This window comes from Legionella qingyii (assembly GCF_003184185.1).
In genome coordinates, this window is the sequence record NZ_QHJG01000028.1 from 33,878 (window position 1) to 51,538 (window position 17,661).

Sequence of the window (17,661 nt, forward strand, 5' to 3'; positions counted from 1 at the left end):
TCCAGGGAGGTATGATGCTGACCTTAAATAAAATAAGTACAGCCAAAGACGCGGTGCATTATTACACTGATCAAGATAATTATTATTTAAGCGATCGGGATTCGCTTAATAGTCTTTCACGATGGATAGGCAATGGCGCACAAAAGTTACAGTTGTCCGGCCAAATTGAGCCGTCGCAATTTCTGCAATTACTAGACGGACAATTACCCAGTGGGCAATTACTGGGTATTATCGATAAGGGCGAGCGTCAGCATCGTCCTGGAACCGATGTGACTTTATCTGCACCTAAGTCCGTATCCATTTTAGCCTTGGTGGGACAGGACGAGCGCTTGCTTCAAGCCCATCAAGAATCTGTGAACATTACCTTTGGTCGCATTGAACAACTCGCCGCAGAAGCACGCATTACATTTAATGGTGAAACCACCTTTGAAAAAACCCGTAATTTAGTAGCAGCTATGTTTGTCCATACAACGTCACGTGAATTAGATCCTGATTTGCACACGCATGTACCCATACTCAACATGACCGAACGTTCGGATGGATTATGGCGTTCTTTATCCTCGCGAGCAAAAAATGATAAAGAACATCTGGATCATGGTTTTCGTGAATTAATTTATTCCAATCAGCATTATTTGGGATTGGTGTACATGTCCTCTTTAGCGAAAAAAGTTAAGGAGCTGGGCTATGATATTCGCATTAAAGACAGGTACGGTAATTTTGAAGTGGTAGGTTTTAGTGATGAAGCTATTACTGCTACATCCAAAAGGCGTGTACAGATTCTTGATGATATGAAGGAACGCGGCACAAACAGTGCAAAGGCTGCCGAGAAATCTAATTTATCGACGCGCAACCCAAAAATGGAAATAGACAGCCAAGCACTGCATCAACAGTGGGTAGAAGAAATTAAAGAGCTTGGTATTGATTTGAGGGGGATAATCCAGGACTCCAAATTAAATATTGGACGAGGAGCGGTTAAAAACACGCACATTACTCCTTTAAGCCCTGATGCGCAAAAGGCCGTGAATGATGCACTGGTTCATTTGTCAGAATATTCCACTCAAATCCAGCATGGGGCTTTGGTGCGCCAGGCTATGACTTTTTCAGCAGGTCTTGTGGGGCATGAGGACATTGAACAGGAAATTGAATCTCTGCTATCTACAGAGACTATCCAGGGGAAATCCCTGGAGTATTATACAACGGCGTCTCTTCTTGCCCGCGAAAGGAATTTTATTACAAAAACCACCAACGAATTAAAAGCAAGTTTTTCGATTAAAGTGCCTAATCAAGGGCTCAGCTCTTCGGTATTTAAAAATGACGAGCGCATTCAAATCATTGATGTAGCCGGTTTTCGGTGCGAGAAAGAGCTGATTCAAGACATGGTGCATCTTGCAGAAGCCAACCAACTCAATTCCTATGTGTTGCATCCTGGTAGCCTAAAAACACAGCAACTTCGACCAGACATCAAACATTTAGATACAGGATTCATTTCCAGGATTAAAAATTTGTTTAAAGACGATATTGTGCATACGGTATCTGGGTTTCAATATCATTATGGAAAACGCATCAAAACGTCACCGTTTACGAAAGCAAAGCAAGATTTAGTGATTGTTCATGATGCGCAAAAACTTTCTTTTGATGATTTATCTGCGTTAAGCGATATTACTCAAGCAAGTCAAAGTAAACTCATTTTATTGAATAACGCGGCAGGAACCTTGGGTTTTAGTGCAGGAAATCCCATTAAGGTTTTAAAAGAGCAGGGCATTCATTCGTATCAATCGTTAACAACTCCTATTAAAGGAGAACTGAAGCTCTCAGTTGGGAAACAAGTCAATGAATCCATGAGTGCCGCTTGGCTTCAGTTGTCGCCAGAACAGCAACAAAAAAGTGCGCTGGTTGTTTTGAATAGCAAACAAAAAGAGGCCATAACGCGCCAGATACGAGAAGGGCTGGTGCAGCAAGGGCAGTTATCCAGGCAAGTGAAAAAGGTAGCGGTTCTTGCGACAGTTTCCTTAACTCAAATGGAAAAAGGATACGCCCACTCTTATAAAGTGGGCGATAACATTACGTTTTATAACGAAGGGCGAGCACCGAAACATTATAAGGTATGTGGTGTTGATGCCAATGGGCTGCAGTTAGAAAATGCCCAGGGCAAGACAAGCTTGTTTGCTTATGATACCAAAGAAGACTATCGTGTCTCACGAGAAAAAATATTGGAAGTCGCTGTTGGGGAGCGGTTAATCAATGAACAGTCTTTATACCATCAGCGCGTTAAATATGCGCCCAAAAGTTCCTTTGTTGTGTCAAAAATTACTGAAGAAGGCATTTATGTACGCCATGAGTCCAACACCATATTTTTGACTAATAAAGTGCTGTCCGAACACCATTTTAATTATGATTATTGTAAAAAACCGCATGAGATAAAACCAGAAACCACTCAAGTGCTTGTGGCGGCAAAACCGTACCAGCTCAATCGTAACCTCATCGGAGAAATTGGTGAAAACGCGCAACAGGTACTCTTATTTACGGATGACGAACCAAAGGCGCAGCGTTTTTTAGAGCGTGAGCAATTGAAATGGACTGCCTATGAGGTGCAACAAAAAAAGCCCGATTTAGTCTACCGTGATATAGCCTATGCCAATAAGGCTTTGGCACGAGAAATCAACTTGTTAAGTCACCATCTTGAGCTTAAATCAGAAGACAAAGAGGGCATTGCAGCTACAGCGCTCACGTATGCGCTTGCTAAATGCACCGAACGCAATGCAGCCTTTAAACACAGTGATTTAATGACCCATGCGTTAATGCATGCATTAGGAGAAGCAGATTTCGAAGACATTGCCCCATTACTGAAAGCGAGAATGGCCGATTCTTTGGTGTATTTGGATACCTATTGGACGACTAAAGAAGCGTTACACATTGAAGCGGCGATACTTAAGGCTAATTACCAAGAGCAAAATACGGTACAGCCTATTGAGCCGTCTGTACAAAAGCTACTATCTTTACCTGAAACCCTAACGCAGGGGCAAAAAGATGCCATCACATTGGTGGTGAGTACCTCCGACCGCTTTGTATCCATTCAAGGGCTTGCTGGTGTGGGCAAGACCACGATGATGCGGCATGTGAAAGACATTGCGCAAAGCAATCAGTTTCAAGTCCTTGGAGTTGCACCGACGCATAAGGCTGTAGAAGAGCTTAATGTGAATGGCATCAAGGCGCAGACCGTGGATAGTTTTTTACGCAATGACGGTGGGTTAGGTGCTAATCACTTAGTCATTGTGGATGAAAGTTCCATGATTGATAATGAGAAGTACCATGCTTTGCAGCAAAAGTGCATTGACACCCAATCTCGTATGGTATTTACAGGGGATATTACACAGTTGCAATCGCTGGCTTCAGGGATTCCTCATGAGCTTACCATCAAAAGCCAATCGCAAAAAACAGCGTTTATGACGGAAATTGTGCGCCAAAATCCGAATCCTGAATTAAAAAAAGCAGCAGAGTTTGCATCACGTAGAGAAATTGGTCAGGCTTTTGAGCTCATAAAAAACATCGCTCCGGAAGAGTATGTACAGCGAAAAACACCGATACATGGATTGAACCATTCATCACTGGTTGAAATTAATTGTATTGATGAGGAAGGAAAAAAGGACTACACATCCATTTATCGCGCTATCGCTGACGATTTTCTCAGCCGAACCCCTGAGTGTCAAAAAAATACACTAATAGTTGCCCATGCTCATGAGGACAGAACACCCATTGAAGTGTTACTCCGTGATGGTTTGCGCAAACAACATCAATTACACAGTCAAGATGTACTGTGTAAGCGCTTATTTCCAATCAGCCTGGATCAAGCGGACCAAGTAAAGGCGCATTCTTTTGAACCAGGTGATGTCATTCGGTTTGGTAAAAACTATTCAGTGGCTAAAAAGGATGAGTATTTCACTATCAAAGCCATTGATAGTGAATCAAATAAATTGTTCTGTGTTGATGAGTCGCAGGTTGCGTTTACAATCAGTGCTTCTATTTTACCCAAAACAATGCCTTCCTTTTACAAATTGCACGAACGGCCTTTAGCCTCAGGGGATCGGATTCGATTAAAACGAAATGATGATGCTCGCGGCATTATTGCCAATGAAGAATATACGGTCACACAGGTTTTTGGTGAGTCAGTAGGTTTAAGCAACCATAAAAATCAGGTCACGCTTAATTTAAAGGAACAAGCAGATCTTCATTGGGATTACGCTTATACAAATACAGCCTATTCTAGCCAGGGCGCTACATCCAAGTTCATGATTGCCTTGGAATTGGAAGATCGACTTGTGGTAACCACCCACCGATCTCATGAAATTGATGCAACTCGCGCCAGTCATCAAGCAACCTTTTATACCGATAATTTTGAAGGGTTGGTCAATAGACTTGAGGATCCCTTAAAACAACGTGATGCAGATAAAACCTCTGCTGTATTGACTGAAGAGGCTTACCACTTGAAGCAACAGAAACAGCAACGAATCAGTACGCAGCTCATGGATCGTGCTCAAGAACCCATTTTGGATGAAGCTAGGGCACAGCGAAACGATTCTCGACCCGTAAAAAAATATGAGTCCTTTCAAAAGCCGTCTATTAACGCGGATGAACTGTATAAAGGATTATTGAACGTATCTGATTCTTTAGTAAAAAGCCTTTTAGGAGAGCCGAATTATCGATTATCAACCCAATTTGAATATCGATATGGAGCCAAAGGAAGCTTGAAAATTGATCTTGATTCAGGCCTTTGGCATCATTTTGAGACAGGGGAGTCGGGTAATTTATTTCATCTTATTGAACGTGAGAAGGGTTTGTCCGATTTTAAGGAAACCCTAGAGCATGCAGCGCAATACATTCATTATATTCCTGAATACGAACGTAAAGTACCGCAAAAATTGGATGAGAAAAAAGAGAGGGAAGTCAAAGAAGGGAAACGTCAACTGGCTCAAAGGTTATTTCAACAATCACAACCTATTCGAGGCACCATCGCCGAAAAGTACTTAATTATTCATCGTGGACTGGCTCATTATGAGCATGCAGATTTACGGTTTTGTCGTTCTGTATACACCAAGACTCAGGATGGGCAAAAGCATGTTCCCGCGCTATTGGCGTTTAGTAAAGACGAGCAGGGCAATATACACCATGTTCAGATCACCAAATTAGATCCTAATTCTGCTAATAAAGATAAGTCATGTGATTCTGTAAAACAAACATTTGGCTTAATCAATAATTATTTTGTCAATTTAAATCATCAAGGCAAAGGCGATATTGCGTATTTTACCGAAGGTGTAGAGACAGGATTAAGCATCCTTCAAGCCAATGAACATGCGCGTGTCTATGCTGTCTTGGGGAAAGCCAATTTTTCAAATATTGATCCAAAAGATAGTCCTAAACATGTGGTTATTTGTCTGGATAATGATGGAAAAGATACCTATAAATATGCAAAAAATGAACAAACTAATACGATTATAAAAGCCGCTGAAAAATTACATGACTATGGTATCCAGGTATCCCTTATGATCCCTAAAAAAGAAAATACCGATTTAAATGATGTGCTTGTTAAAGAAGGAAGGGAGGAGCTTAAAAAACAATTAAGCCGGCTCATGAGCTTAGATGAATTTAAAAAACAATGTGCTTTAGAAAACAAAGAACTAGAGCTCAAAAAAATCAATCAAGACAAGAATATCCAGTCGTTGATAAAGCACGATCGCAAACTAAATACACAAAATGACAATGAGTTTATACGGCTCAATCAAGGGTTAATTAATGGAATTAAAGAGCGTGTGCATCAGAGGGAGTTTGTAGAATGTAATCGTACTTTTAATAAACCACTGCCTAATCGAGAAATGGAGCGTGAGATTTAAGAAATACTCTTTAATAAATTTGGAAGCATTCGTTCAATCATTGCTAATGCGGTTTCTGCATCATAAGCCCCAATTTTTGACAATTCCTTGTTGTATACGCTGTATAAAACTTCAGTAATAATTTGTACTGAACGAACACTGTTTTCGAGTAGTAATTGAGTCGATTCATCTGTCTTTTTTTCTAAAGATTGTAGATAAATACGTGCACCAAATGACAGCATTTCTGCTGCAGTTACGTTTAATTCAGTACTATTCATTTTTGCTATTTTATTCAACGAATGTCGCGTATCTGCGCCAATATCAATAGTTATTTCCATAACGACACACCTTCTTCTATAGGTACTGTTTTAAGGCCTATTCCGTTCATTTTAAATCGAACTTCTTTGTAAGAGTTATTTTGAAATCCCGAGAAGTTATCGTTTAAATATTCGATGGTTTTTTGCTTTATTTCTTTCAAAGAATCGTCATTAATTTTGGATGAAATCACTAAACTTTGATAATGATTGTGATACATCAAATGGGGTATGGATGCATGAATTTGTTCAATCATTTTTCTTATATCTTGTAATGGATTTTCATTTTTTCTCTGTGGTGAAATCTCATTATGTAAGCAAAATTCTAAAAGAAATTTTAATGCTTTTGCAGGCGAAATGTCTGATGAGCCACGCTTTTGTAAATCAAATTGATGTGCAATTTTATTTAAGTACTCTCGCTCATATTCTGAAATACGCAAGGTAATAACATCATTTTCTTTCATACAGGGGCTCATTTATTGAATCAATATAAGTATACAATAGTATTATTTATGTATACAACTGTATTTTTAATTTGATACCCTTTGATTTATTAGGGGTTCATGTATACAATTGTATACATTGGGGTTGAACTTTAAATTACTAGTTATTAAAGGATTATTGAATTATTTATATATAAATCATATGGTTATGTGCAAATTCTTTAAAGCAATTACATTGCGTGGTGTGTGTAGAGTCAGAAAATACAACTAGGCACAATCCTTATGAAGTACTACTATTAGTATGGTTAGAATATTGGACTAGAGAATAAATAAAGAGCGCGAAGCTTTGCGCGTTTGTGAAGGGATTAATTGTAAAGTGGGATAAAAAAATGAAACTATTTTTTCAAAAGGATGTGTTAATTGACCATATAAAAAAACTAATACAATTGCTTATTCGAATTAAGGATTTTGTATTAGAACCACCGCCAGGTTATCTCGAATATCAAAAAGCCATTACATCAAAAGATGCTAATTTTAATTACATGGAAAATGAATTTTTTAAACGACATATTTTACCTAATATTAAAGGGCATGGTGTATTAAATCAGAGTGAGCATCTTTCTATTAACCACCAGCAATTAATTAATAATAATCCACATGATACTTTTAGAGTAAATCCTGTTACTGGTTTGCCCATGATAGGTTCGTATGATGCGGGAGGGAGTCCATTTGGTTTTAATTTCAACCACTCAATACATCATCATATTAATAATCCTTCCGGCTTTAGCAATATGCATTCCAATAATCAATTTAATTCATTTGATTATTGGAATAGATAGTAACTGTGTTAAGAATTTATAATATTAAAAAAGAATATGATGCCTTGAATTACGGAACGTAAACCAACCTGAAAAAAATAAAAGTTGAAATTGATACAAGCATTATTATGTTGCACTTTTAAGATAAGAAACGCCTTGGGCATTCTCAAGGCGTTTTATGGTAGTTATTTTATTGCTTTAATTGCAGCATTTTTTCAGCGAGAGTCCATAGAGCTTTGTTGAGTTTAATATTTTGATCAATTCCCTTAACTTCACGGGTACGAACTCTTTTAAACTGTCCCCGTTCTCTTGCATAGCCAGTTAATCCGCCTTTTATCACATTTTCTTGAACAACATTGAATACAGAAAACAGATCGCTTGCGTTGGCTTCTGCGCTTCTGCGCACTTTAAGAAATTTATCAGGTGTTACGATCTGCCCCATAGGGTTATCGTCAAATCTTAGTGAGTGAGCAGCTTCGGCAAAATATAATTTCTCATCATTGCTCAGCTTAATTTGTGACATTTTTTCTGCTGCATCAATCATCTTTTGTGTTTCTTCCACGACTTGATAAGTGCCTTCAATGACGTTACCCACAATATCCCCTTGGTGACGCACTCTAATTTCTTCATAGGAATGACCAGCGACTAAACCATTACTGCAGACCAAACGAAATAATCCAGCATTTAGTCGATACGAGGATAATCCATCGTGAGAGTTGACTAAAACCAATTCTGGGAAAAGCATTGAAAATGACGGGGCTGTATTGCAATGACGAAAACGAATCATGTGCTTAGTAAATGGTTTTTTAGATTCTAAACGGCAATTACTTTGAGCTGCCCAAGTGGGATAAAAACCTTTTGCAATTAACCCATCAATTACATTGCTCGTAGAAATATGCTGGTATTTCTCACTGGTGTATTCAGCTTTTGCTTGAGTAAAAATGGAAGGGGCTTTAAAACGTAACACATCCATACTAATAAAATTTTTCATAATGATTTCCTTTGGTTATTGATGTCCCTAATGGACAAGATAAGTATCGCAAATTCCCAAGAAATTGTCAATTAATTATATCTAATAATTAGATGTTTTTATTATATCTTTTTATTTGACTTTTTTGATTTGATTCTCTAGCATCATCATTAAGTAATAAAAAAGATGAATACTTTAATGAAAAAATTATTAGCATTTGAAATAAAACATAATTTACGTCGGCCTGCGCGAGTTTATGTTAAGTCGCCTGATTTGAAGACTATTTATGGATCTTTTAGTTTGGACAATACAAATGCCTTTGAAAATTGGGAGGCGTTAACAGTAGCGCAACAAACAGAATTGAAACAGTTTATTCACAATATTGATGCTGTGAACAAACATATAAAGCCAGAAATCAATGATGTGCTCACTGAATTCAGATTAAGGCTTCCTATAAGCTTAATCCACGCTCTCAATGAATTAAGTATTATTTGCAATAAGGAAAACGTGGAGCTTAACGTTTATGACCCTATTATTCTGAATATCATCCAACAAATGAAAATCAGTACCGCAAAATTAAGCAATGAGAGCAAAACAGAGGCTTTTTCAATATTAGAAAAGGCAAACATAGCTGAGTATAAGAAAATTGATTACAGCTCCCAAATACAAGGTGTATTTGCAGAATTATTGCATGTTCATAATAGATCAGAAAAATTATATGAAAAGGCAAAATCTCTTTTTGGAAAAGATAAAAGCTACTCGCCTAAAGCTCTTGAGAGTATGGCTAGTGGCGAGAGCAATCCGTCAAAATGGCTTGTATCCTGCGCTATTGAGCTGCTTCTTGATGAAGGAAATGATGTAAATAACCTATTATCAGAAGATGACTTATTTATGCTTTGGGTAAAGCCTCAACTAGATCAAAATTTAGAAAAAAAATCTATTGTTCAAAAATTGTCGCATATGAATTTAGATGGTTTAACTGAAAGAGCCCGAAATTACTCTGTTTATTTGTCTAATATAAAAGAATAGGTTTCTATTAATTGTTAATTTGAATGCCAAACTAACTCTAAATCAATCAATCTTTTTCTAGACGTAGTTGCTCTTATTAACAATGGTGTACCAACATTTAGGTAAATTACTTTTCCATCAGACCATCGATATTTTCTTGATTGAAGTAAAATCATAAGTGCGATCAACAACAGCTAGTTAACTAAATGCATTTTTTTCTCTTTGTTTGATTTTGTATTTATTTGTTTTAGTAGGAAAAATGCTAACTTTTATTATTGGATTATACTGATCTGATAAATTGAGCCACAAATTCAATCGTGATAATTTATTTTTTAATATCAGATTATATGCTAATTTTACATTTTTATTCAGCTCAGGGCGGTCGGCAAGAAGATCTATGGGTCGCTTAGCCCCAGAACGATCTATGGTTGTATTACTTGATAACTTAAGAGTTTTATAACGGTTCTTTATAATTTTCATCCATTGATTAAATTTTTTATCGTTAAATTCATATCTACTTTTCAGTGACTCAGTAATTGCATCAATGATATGGACGACGTTTTTATCAGAAATTGGAAAAATTTGAATTTCTATACTAGTAAGCTTATCTTCAATAAATTCAAATTCTGCAACTACTCTAGAATTATACATTTCGATTGATGGCATGTACCATAGTGTTCTCTTAAACTCACTATCATGGAATAAAGGTACTTGATATTTACCCCAAAAAATATTTCTTTCCGGAGTTGATTTAAGGTGTTCAAAAGTAGTCCCATCAACCAATTCAACATTGTTTTTTTTCAGCGCTCGCTGAACTTCGGAAAGAGACATACCAAAACTTGTATCTAAAAATACTGATGCATTAGTAGTTAAAAGTGGTCCGAACTGATAAAGCCAGATAATTGTTATAAATAGTGCAAATATCAAGCTAAGAACTATATAAATGAATTTATTTTTCATGAATCGTTTCACCAACCTAAAGTAAATTTTTTACCATAAACGATGTACAGCAGAGTTTGTTTAATGACATTAAAAATCAAAAAAACAACTAGCGAACCTAAAATCCACCATTTTATTGCCATTTTCCAGTGCCGAGATCAAAAACCGGCGTTTCAAGAGTTGAACTTCATAATTAATATTCTTTTGGTTTTTATTATTAAGTTGTATTTATTTTGCGCGCGTTATTAAAGCTTGTTTCAACAGGCAGGATTGTTATTAAGAAAATCATTTTCGATTGTTTTATGCCTGAATTTTTATCATGTGGGCAATAATATAACAAAAGCAGAAATAGTACTACTTATTAGGTATGAGCAAGAGCTACTTTATAATTGATTTTGAGATTAATCAGATTTTATAGTAATTATTAGTGGTTTTATCCAGATTTAGTCCTCACGTGGTTAGAAAATATTTAATTCACCGTGGCTAATAGAATAAACATTACATAATACTATTCGAAGTGGCTATTGCTTTGGCAATAAAAATACCAATAACTTTTAAGGCATTATCAATCTCATGAATTTTTATTTGTGCAGCTTTAAATGTTGTGCCGGTAGTTAATACATCATCAAAAATAACAACACTTTTATTTTTAAGTTTATTGATAAAATTCTCGTCAATTCCTAAATTCTGTAGCTTTTTCTGCACATCTCTCTCATTTGTCTTATGGCTTTCGTCCACAGATTTTTTAACATAAAGTGCGTCAAAAAAAATAAATTCAGGAATAGCAGCACTAACCAACTCTAATATTCTAACTAACCTATTATCATGATTTTCATCCCCAGGTGCTTTTGATGGAGGAGCAGGGATCCATAAAAAATTAGTTAATTCAGGATGTTTCTTAATTGTCTGTATTAACCATTCAGAAATAGTCGCTATACTCTTTGTTTTGTACTTTTCTCTCAGGGGATTCTTACGAATATCTTGGGGGGAAATTTTTAAATTCGAAACGATCTGTTTTTGTTCATTATCAAATATACTAGACCATGAATCATATGTCATATAATAATAACATTTATCCTTTTCTTCTAGGGCAAAGCGATTTCTCTCTAATTCCCAATTTTCTAAAGCAAGTATTTTATACATCAAAGTAAATGATCCAATATATCGTTGGTGCTTTTAACACGAATGGCGCCTAATTTCTCAAATTTTTCAGGCCATGTTAAGTTTTTATTTTCAAAATTATTGTTAAGAATAAATAATTTTCTTTTTTGTTTAATTGCTGCTGTTGCTTGTGTTAATGAGCCCGAAGTATTTCCCGCTTCTACAATGATTGTTGCCTCACTGATTGCAGACATAGTTTTATTTCTTTCTGGAAAATTAAAGCGATTACTTTTAGGATTTCCATTCTCATATCTAATAATTGGAACTTGCGAGATTAACAAATGATCCTGTGCAATCAATTGTTGAAGAGATCTATTTTCAGGGGGATAAAAATGAGTAATTGGTGTGCCTATTACAGCGATAGTTCTACCTTTTAACTCTATAGATGTTTTGTGGGCTGCAGTATCTATTCCCGACGCCAATCCAGAAATTACTGTTAAATCCTCAGATACTAACTCTTTAACTAATTTCTGTGTTCTTTTTATACCAGTCTCAGAGGGCTTTCTCGATCCTACAACAGCAACTCCCCTAGTATATAGATAATCAAGATTACCTTGATAATATAATAGAGGAAGAGGATATTCAGCATCATTCAATTTAGATAAATAATCTATAGTACCTCTAATAAATACGTTTAGATTAGGAATAGGGGCTTTATTAAATTTTTCCAAAACAAGATTTAAATACTTTTGTGCAATATCCTTTTCAACTAAATCACTCAAGCTAGTTGCATGTGATTTTTCAATTAAATCAACAAGTTGCTTATAGGAAGATACTCTCTCATTTAAAAGATATTCATAGGAGCCAATTTCGAGAGAAGGAGATAATGCGAACATAATTACTCTACGTTTCTAAGAATAGATATAAATATTTCCTAAATAGGACAATCAAATTTATTGTTAATAAAGTTTATTAATCTAACTTATTAATTAGATGTATTAACATTTAATAATGAAGTGTACTAAAAAAATAGTCAAATAGCGATGAAATGAGAATTTCATACTTTAATATATATGACTTCGAAAATCTTTCAGTCCCCTTTTCTTTCATGAGAGATCTTATGTAGTTAAATGTGAAGTAAAAAAATGGGGAGGATTATTTACTGGTTCGCTCTTCTCTGTCGTCCACCAGAAACTCAAGAAAATTTGGTTAAAAAACTAAGTTAAATTTTCAGGGTTAAATAAATATATGAGCCTAGAATTTTCATTACTCAAAAATTATTGGATTCTTTCCTTATAATTTAAATACTCGGTTACTGCGTTTTTTGCGGGCTAAGCACAAAATTTTTCAATCATTCATCCAAAGCCATCTAATTGCCATTTCGATCCTAATTTGGTGGAAGGACAATTTTGACCTAATTGAGGGTCGGCCGGGATTCTGACGAAAAGGGCCGTTTATTGTTTAATTTCGATTCAATATTTAATGCGGAAACCAAGATTGATATTTTATCCTTATAATACTTAACCTCGTTTTGCCAAAGTAAACGAGGTTAAGTATTTAGTCTGACTAGGGGCCTGAGAAAGTTGTTGCTGGTTTTTCCTCAACTGTTTCTTTTAATTGGCTTCTCATTTTAAAGTGCCCTACCAAACTTACTGACGGTATTTCTGTGAATTTACTCAATCGTATTTGAGATTTAAACTCTTCCATTGTCATACCTGTTTCACTTTTGAACTTTTCTGCAAATTGCGGGTCAGCCAATTTTTGAGCAGTAATTTCATTCATATATTTTATATGTTCTGCCATTATTGGATAAATTTCAGTAGGACAATCCTTATGAATTGCCTCCGTTACGGCTTTTGTCGCTTTTTCAATTAATTGAACATCATTAAAAGGTAATGTTTGCGCTAATATGGGATAAGACATAGAAAAATTATCCCCATAAAGCTCGGTAACTCCATTTATTTTGATTTGCCTACTTATTGTTGCCAACTGCATTAAATAATCAATATTTTGGTTAGACAAAGCCAAAGATTCAGAAATAAATTTTTCGACATAAGAGTGTAACAGCTCTTCAGGTCGGTCCAACGATTCCGCTAAAGTTGATAACATTGTGGATAAGGCTACCTTATAAGTGGCTAGAGTTTTTTCTTTTAAGCTAAGTTGGGGTTGTTCTATTTGCAGTTTTTGTTGATAGCTATAGGATGTATCAATAATTTTTGTTATCACAGGTTCAAGTAAAGCTTTATCAATTTGTTCCATACTACAATTAAGCTCTAAATCTTTAAAAAGAGCATTCACTAAATCAAGGCGAGGATTTTCCCACATGCCATAAGTTGATAATTTCATTTTGCTTCCTTACATAATTAGATACTTCCACTCTTCAGGGCGTGGACGTAAAGTAATCTATCACTAATGTATATAAATTAGTAGGGTGCCTCGCGTAAATAGAATAGTGTCTATAATGCGCCATATTTGGCTTTTATAAATTAACATGAATGATAGAAGAATAACTTCTATTTATCATTTATTAGGCCTAGTATTCTCCTGACCGATGTGCGTCCAATGCCAATCGTCCTTGCAATTTCAGATGGATTAAGACCTGATTTAAATAATCTAATAACTTCATCTGAATATTTTTTTGTTGTTGCAGGCCGTCCATGTGATTTACCTTTACTTCTAGCATGAGCAATACCTACTTTAACACGCTCGCGTAAAATTTCCCGCTCAAATTCTGCAAATATTGACAGCAATCCTGCCATTGCTCGACCTGTTGGTGTAGTTAAATCCAAAGCTTCTGTTAGCGAAATAAAACCAACGCCAAGACCATTGAGTTCATTTAGTGTGTGAAAAAGATCATTAACAGAGCGGCCCCATCGATCAAGTTTCCAAACAATAATGACATCGACCTGCCGCCGCCTTGCCTGATTAAGAAGTTCATCGCGCTTTGGCCTTTCTTTTGCACCAGAGCCAATTTCAGCTATTTCAGTTTCAATTTGCCAATCGCGTGCTTTGACATATTTTTTCATTGCCTCAATTTGCAAATCGAGCGTATGTTGATCATGCGTTGAAACTCGGGCATAAATTCCTACTTTCATACCTGGCCAAAAACCCCTTGAAATTCGTCTATCGCAAAGCCTTTAAATATAAGGATCAAAAGTCTTGATTTTTACATGGCCATAAACTACTGTTTTCGGCCGCTTATAAGATAACCAAAATTAGACATGACTGCAATCCATGAGACAGCTTATCCTCGATTAAAACCTAATCCGAGCCCAGATGAACTTGAGAAAAATTTTAAGCCAACCTATGACGAAATATTTTTAATGGAAGATAGTACCAAGTCGTCATTGTCGGACGTTTATAAGTTAGGATTCATATTGACACTAAAATGTTTCCAATGCCTCGGTTATGTGATTAACATTCAAAAAATACCAGAGGTCATTGTTAATTATATTAGTCAAGCAATGGGAATTCAAAATCTCCTCGATTTAAACACCTATTCTTCTTCTGCGAAAAAGCGGCATCGAAAGATCATTTTAAAATATCTTGATATCTCAGATGATAGAACAAAACAGCGAATTTATTTAAAGGAGTGCGCGCTAAAATCAGCATCATTTAAAGAAAGTCTCGCCGATATTATTAACGATATGATTGAAACCTTAGTTAAGGAGCGCTTCGAGTTACCTGGGTTTAGTACATTAGAGCGGCTAGCTCGAGCAGCTAGAGTTATTGTTAACACCAGACTCTGTGAGGAAATAACTAGTAATCTTGATGATAAATCTAAAACTCTTCTTGATAGCCTATTTGATACATCACTTGCTCCTGATAAAGCAACAACTGGCTGGGACTTTTTAAAACAGGAAATGAAAAGCCCAACCACAAATAATGTTAAATTATTTGTCACTAATTTAGAACTGTTAAAAAAATGGAAGGCCGAAGCTCCTGCGTCAACTCATGAGCTCCCAGCCCATCGACTCGAACAATTCGTAGATGAAGCGAGAGCCCTTGATAGCTCTGATATGAAAAATATTAAGCCAGAAAAACGATATGCATTAGCAGCAACGTTACTCCATTTTAAACTTGCTCAAGGATTAGATGATATCGCTATGGTTATGATTCGTTGGATGCGGAAAATGAGGCATGAGGCAAAGGTAGCACTAGATGAATATACGCTATCTAAGAAAACTGAGACTGATTGTTTGGTTAATACTTTACTTGGAGTTTTGCTTGCATCTAATAACCTAGGTACTCCTTCCGAGAGACTAGCCGCTATTGAAAGCAGCTTACCCGAAGATAAAAATGGAATTATTTATCAATGTGAGAAGTATTTAGCTTATGCGAGTGATAACTACTTGCCTTTTATGTTAAAGCTTTATCAAAATAAACGTTACGTTCTGTTTCAGCTGCTTGAACAGATTAGCTTGCAATCAGCCTCAAAGGACAAGTCCTTAGAATTGGCGGTTACTTTTATTATTAAAAATCGTCATAGTAAGCAAAAAACATTGTCAATCATCGCCCATGATTTTGATCAGTTAAGCTGGCTTAGTGAGAAATGGTTCAGTTTTGTTACAAGCCAAAAAAGGCACGATGAAATTATGGAAGTAAATAAAAAGAATTTTGAATTGGCAGTATTTAATGCATTAGCTGATGAAATTAATTGTGCTGATATGTTTTTACCAGGTGCTAACAACTATGATGATCCTAATAAGCCCCTTATTTCATGGGATGATTTTGACACACAACTTGAAGAGTATTGTAATTTAATTAAACAACCGAGTAAATCTTCTGATTTTATTGCCGCACTCCAAATTCAACATTATGCAGCAGCAAAAAAAACAAATGATGGCTTTTTGGCTAATGAATACCTAAGTATTGAAAACTGCGAACCTGTTTTAAAACGTGCCATCAGTAAAAAAGAAGATAAGGCAATAATGTCTTTTGTTGAACAAGTTTCTACTCGATTGCCGCTGACAAATATTGTAGATGTGTTTATTGATATTGAACAATGGCTCAGTATCAGTAAAGACTTTAAACCATTGTCTGGTTTTGATTCTAAAATTAAAGACTATGATATGAGGTTTGTTGCCACTTCTTTTTCCTATGGGTGTAACGTGGGTCCAGTTCAAGCAGAGCGATGCTTACAAAAGTACAGTCGTAAACAAATTGCCTGGCTATTTAACCACCACATCACAGACTATAGGTTAAGTAAGGCAACTGAAAAAATAATTAATGCCTACAATCAATTTGATCTGCCAAAATCATGGGGAACTGGTGAAACTGGATCTGTCGATGGTACTTATTGGAATGTCTACACAAACAATTTACTTGCTGAGCACCACATTCGTTATGGCCAGTACGGTGGGATAGGTTATTACCATGTTTCGGATCAATATATTGCGCTGTTCAGCAATTTTATTCCCTGTGGAGTTTATGAGGCAACATACATTTTTGATGGTATTATTGAAAATGAATCTGATATTCAACCTACTACAATCCATGGAGATACTGGTGCACAAAGCGAAGTGGTATTTGCTTTTGCTTACCTTCTCGCTATACAGCTTATGCCGAGAATTAGAAATTTTAAGCATTTAAAATACTACAGGCCCATTATGAGTGATGGTGTTATATTTGAACATATCGACAGTATTTTTACTAATGATAAGATTGATTGGGAATTGATAGAGGCGCATTACCACGACATGCTACGCGTCGTAATGTCCATTCGGAGTGGTAATATAAAAGCCTCTACAATTTTACGAAAATTATGCACTCAAAGCCGAAAAAATAAAATTTACCAGGCATTTCGTGAGTTGGGGCGTGTTGTTAGAACCATGTTTTTACTCAATTATATCAATGATATTGATTTAAGGCGTTTAATTCAGGCCGCTACTTGTAAAAGTGAGGAATTTAACAATTTCATTGACTGGGTTTCCTTTGGCCGGGATGGAACAATTGAAGATAATTTGCGAGTTAACCAGAAAAAGACTATTAATTTTGGTCGACTTGTTGCGAATGCTGTCATGTTACATGTTGTGGCAAACATGACAAATGTTATTAATGAATTAACTGAAGAAGGTCTTGAGGTTACAGAAAATATGCGAAATGGTCTATCTCCCTATCATGGTGGGCATATTAATAGGTATGGTGTATTTCCATTGAGCATGGATAGAGACAAATTAATGGTTGAATACAAATTGAATTAAA

General features: G+C 35.9%; 12 protein-coding genes. 4 read left to right on the forward strand and 8 right to left on the reverse strand.

Annotated features, from left to right (window positions below; translation table 11 throughout):
- The first annotated feature begins 11 nt into the window (after positions 1-11).
- Positions 12-5,885 carry a conjugative transfer relaxase/helicase TraI gene (gene traI / locus DGG96_RS15425; RefSeq protein WP_240610467.1) on the forward strand — a complete coding sequence of 1,958 codons (5,874 nt, stop codon included), beginning with the start codon at positions 12-14 and terminating at the stop codon, positions 5,883-5,885.
- Here traI and DGG96_RS15430 read toward each other — a convergent pair.
- On the reverse strand, positions 5,882-6,202 hold the full coding sequence (locus DGG96_RS15430) for a hypothetical protein (protein WP_110143541.1): 321 nt from the start codon (positions 6,200-6,202) through the stop codon (positions 5,882-5,884). The genes traI and DGG96_RS15430 overlap by 4 nt on opposite strands.
- Entirely contained in the window at positions 6,193-6,654 is a 462-nt protein-coding gene (locus DGG96_RS15435) for a hypothetical protein (protein ID WP_240610468.1), read from the reverse strand. The genes DGG96_RS15430 and DGG96_RS15435 overlap by 10 nt, the downstream gene beginning before the upstream one ends.
- Before the next feature lie 356 nt (positions 6,655-7,010).
- On the opposite strand from DGG96_RS15435, the gene DGG96_RS15440 reads away from it, so the two are divergent.
- Positions 7,011-7,460: a hypothetical protein gene (locus DGG96_RS15440; RefSeq protein WP_110143543.1), complete on the forward strand. Its 450-nt coding sequence runs from the start codon at positions 7,011-7,013 to the stop codon at positions 7,458-7,460.
- 169 nt (positions 7,461-7,629) lie between these two features.
- On the opposite strand, the gene DGG96_RS15445 is transcribed toward DGG96_RS15440, so the two are convergent.
- Complete coding sequence (locus DGG96_RS15445; protein WP_110143544.1) at positions 7,630-8,430, reverse strand: DUF932 domain-containing protein; 801 nt, start codon at positions 8,428-8,430, stop codon at positions 7,630-7,632.
- 177 nt (positions 8,431-8,607) lie between these two features.
- Between DGG96_RS15445 and DGG96_RS15450 the strand changes: the two genes are divergently transcribed.
- Positions 8,608-9,438 (forward strand): hypothetical protein, encoded by an 831-nt coding sequence (locus DGG96_RS15450; RefSeq protein ID WP_240610469.1) that lies wholly within the window; start codon positions 8,608-8,610, stop codon positions 9,436-9,438.
- Between the two features lie 177 nt (positions 9,439-9,615).
- Here the strand turns inward: DGG96_RS15450 and DGG96_RS15455 are convergent, their stop codons facing one another.
- From DGG96_RS15455 to DGG96_RS15475, 5 genes are all read right to left on the reverse strand, one after another.
- The gene (locus tag DGG96_RS15455) at positions 9,616-10,377 is read right to left on the reverse strand and encodes a hypothetical protein (protein WP_110143546.1); all 762 of its coding nucleotides are present in this window, start codon (positions 10,375-10,377) and stop codon (positions 9,616-9,618) included.
- A 477-nt stretch (positions 10,378-10,854) separates the two neighbouring features.
- Positions 10,855-11,499, reverse strand: coding sequence for a phosphoribosyltransferase (locus tag DGG96_RS15460; RefSeq protein ID WP_110143547.1), 645 nt, complete (start codon positions 11,497-11,499; stop codon positions 10,855-10,857).
- Positions 11,499-12,353 carry a DNA-processing protein DprA gene (locus DGG96_RS15465; RefSeq protein ID WP_110143548.1) on the reverse strand — a complete coding sequence of 285 codons (855 nt, stop codon included), beginning with the start codon at positions 12,351-12,353 and terminating at the stop codon, positions 11,499-11,501. The genes DGG96_RS15460 and DGG96_RS15465 overlap by 1 nt, the downstream gene beginning before the upstream one ends.
- 670 nt (positions 12,354-13,023) lie before the next feature.
- On the reverse strand, positions 13,024-13,803 hold the full coding sequence (locus DGG96_RS15470; RefSeq protein WP_110143549.1) for a hypothetical protein: 780 nt from the start codon (positions 13,801-13,803) through the stop codon (positions 13,024-13,026).
- Positions 13,804-13,970: 167 nt separating this feature from the next.
- Positions 13,971-14,552, reverse strand: coding sequence for a recombinase family protein (locus DGG96_RS15475; RefSeq protein WP_110143550.1), 582 nt, complete (start codon positions 14,550-14,552; stop codon positions 13,971-13,973).
- Between the two features lie 126 nt (positions 14,553-14,678).
- Between DGG96_RS15475 and DGG96_RS15480 the strand changes: the two genes are divergently transcribed.
- Complete coding sequence (locus DGG96_RS15480; protein ID WP_110143551.1) at positions 14,679-17,660, forward strand: Tn3 family transposase; 2,982 nt, start codon at positions 14,679-14,681, stop codon at positions 17,658-17,660.
- The last annotated feature ends 1 nt before the right edge of the window (position 17,661 follow it).

Coding starts and splice junctions, on each gene's coding strand:
- traI (WP_240610467.1), top strand. CDS start 12: ATGATGCTGACCTTAAATAAAATAAGTACAGCCAAAGACGCGGTGCAT.
- DGG96_RS15430 (WP_110143541.1), bottom strand. CDS start 6,202: ATGGAAATAACTATTGATATTGGCGCAGATACGCGACATTCGTTGAAT.
- DGG96_RS15435 (WP_240610468.1), bottom strand. CDS start 6,654: ATGAGCCCCTGTATGAAAGAAAATGATGTTATTACCTTGCGTATTTCA.
- DGG96_RS15440 (WP_110143543.1), top strand. CDS start 7,011: ATGAAACTATTTTTTCAAAAGGATGTGTTAATTGACCATATAAAAAAA.
- DGG96_RS15445 (WP_110143544.1), bottom strand. CDS start 8,430: ATGAAAAATTTTATTAGTATGGATGTGTTACGTTTTAAAGCCCCTTCC.
- DGG96_RS15450 (WP_240610469.1), top strand. CDS start 8,608: ATGAAAAAATTATTAGCATTTGAAATAAAACATAATTTACGTCGGCCT.
- DGG96_RS15455 (WP_110143546.1), bottom strand. CDS start 10,377: ATGAAAAATAAATTCATTTATATAGTTCTTAGCTTGATATTTGCACTA.
- DGG96_RS15460 (WP_110143547.1), bottom strand. CDS start 11,499: ATGTATAAAATACTTGCTTTAGAAAATTGGGAATTAGAGAGAAATCGC.
- DGG96_RS15465 (WP_110143548.1), bottom strand. CDS start 12,353: ATGTTCGCATTATCTCCTTCTCTCGAAATTGGCTCCTATGAATATCTT.
- DGG96_RS15470 (WP_110143549.1), bottom strand. CDS start 13,803: ATGAAATTATCAACTTATGGCATGTGGGAAAATCCTCGCCTTGATTTA.
- DGG96_RS15475 (WP_110143550.1), bottom strand. CDS start 14,552: ATGAAAGTAGGAATTTATGCCCGAGTTTCAACGCATGATCAACATACG.
- DGG96_RS15480 (WP_110143551.1), top strand. CDS start 14,679: ATGACTGCAATCCATGAGACAGCTTATCCTCGATTAAAACCTAATCCG.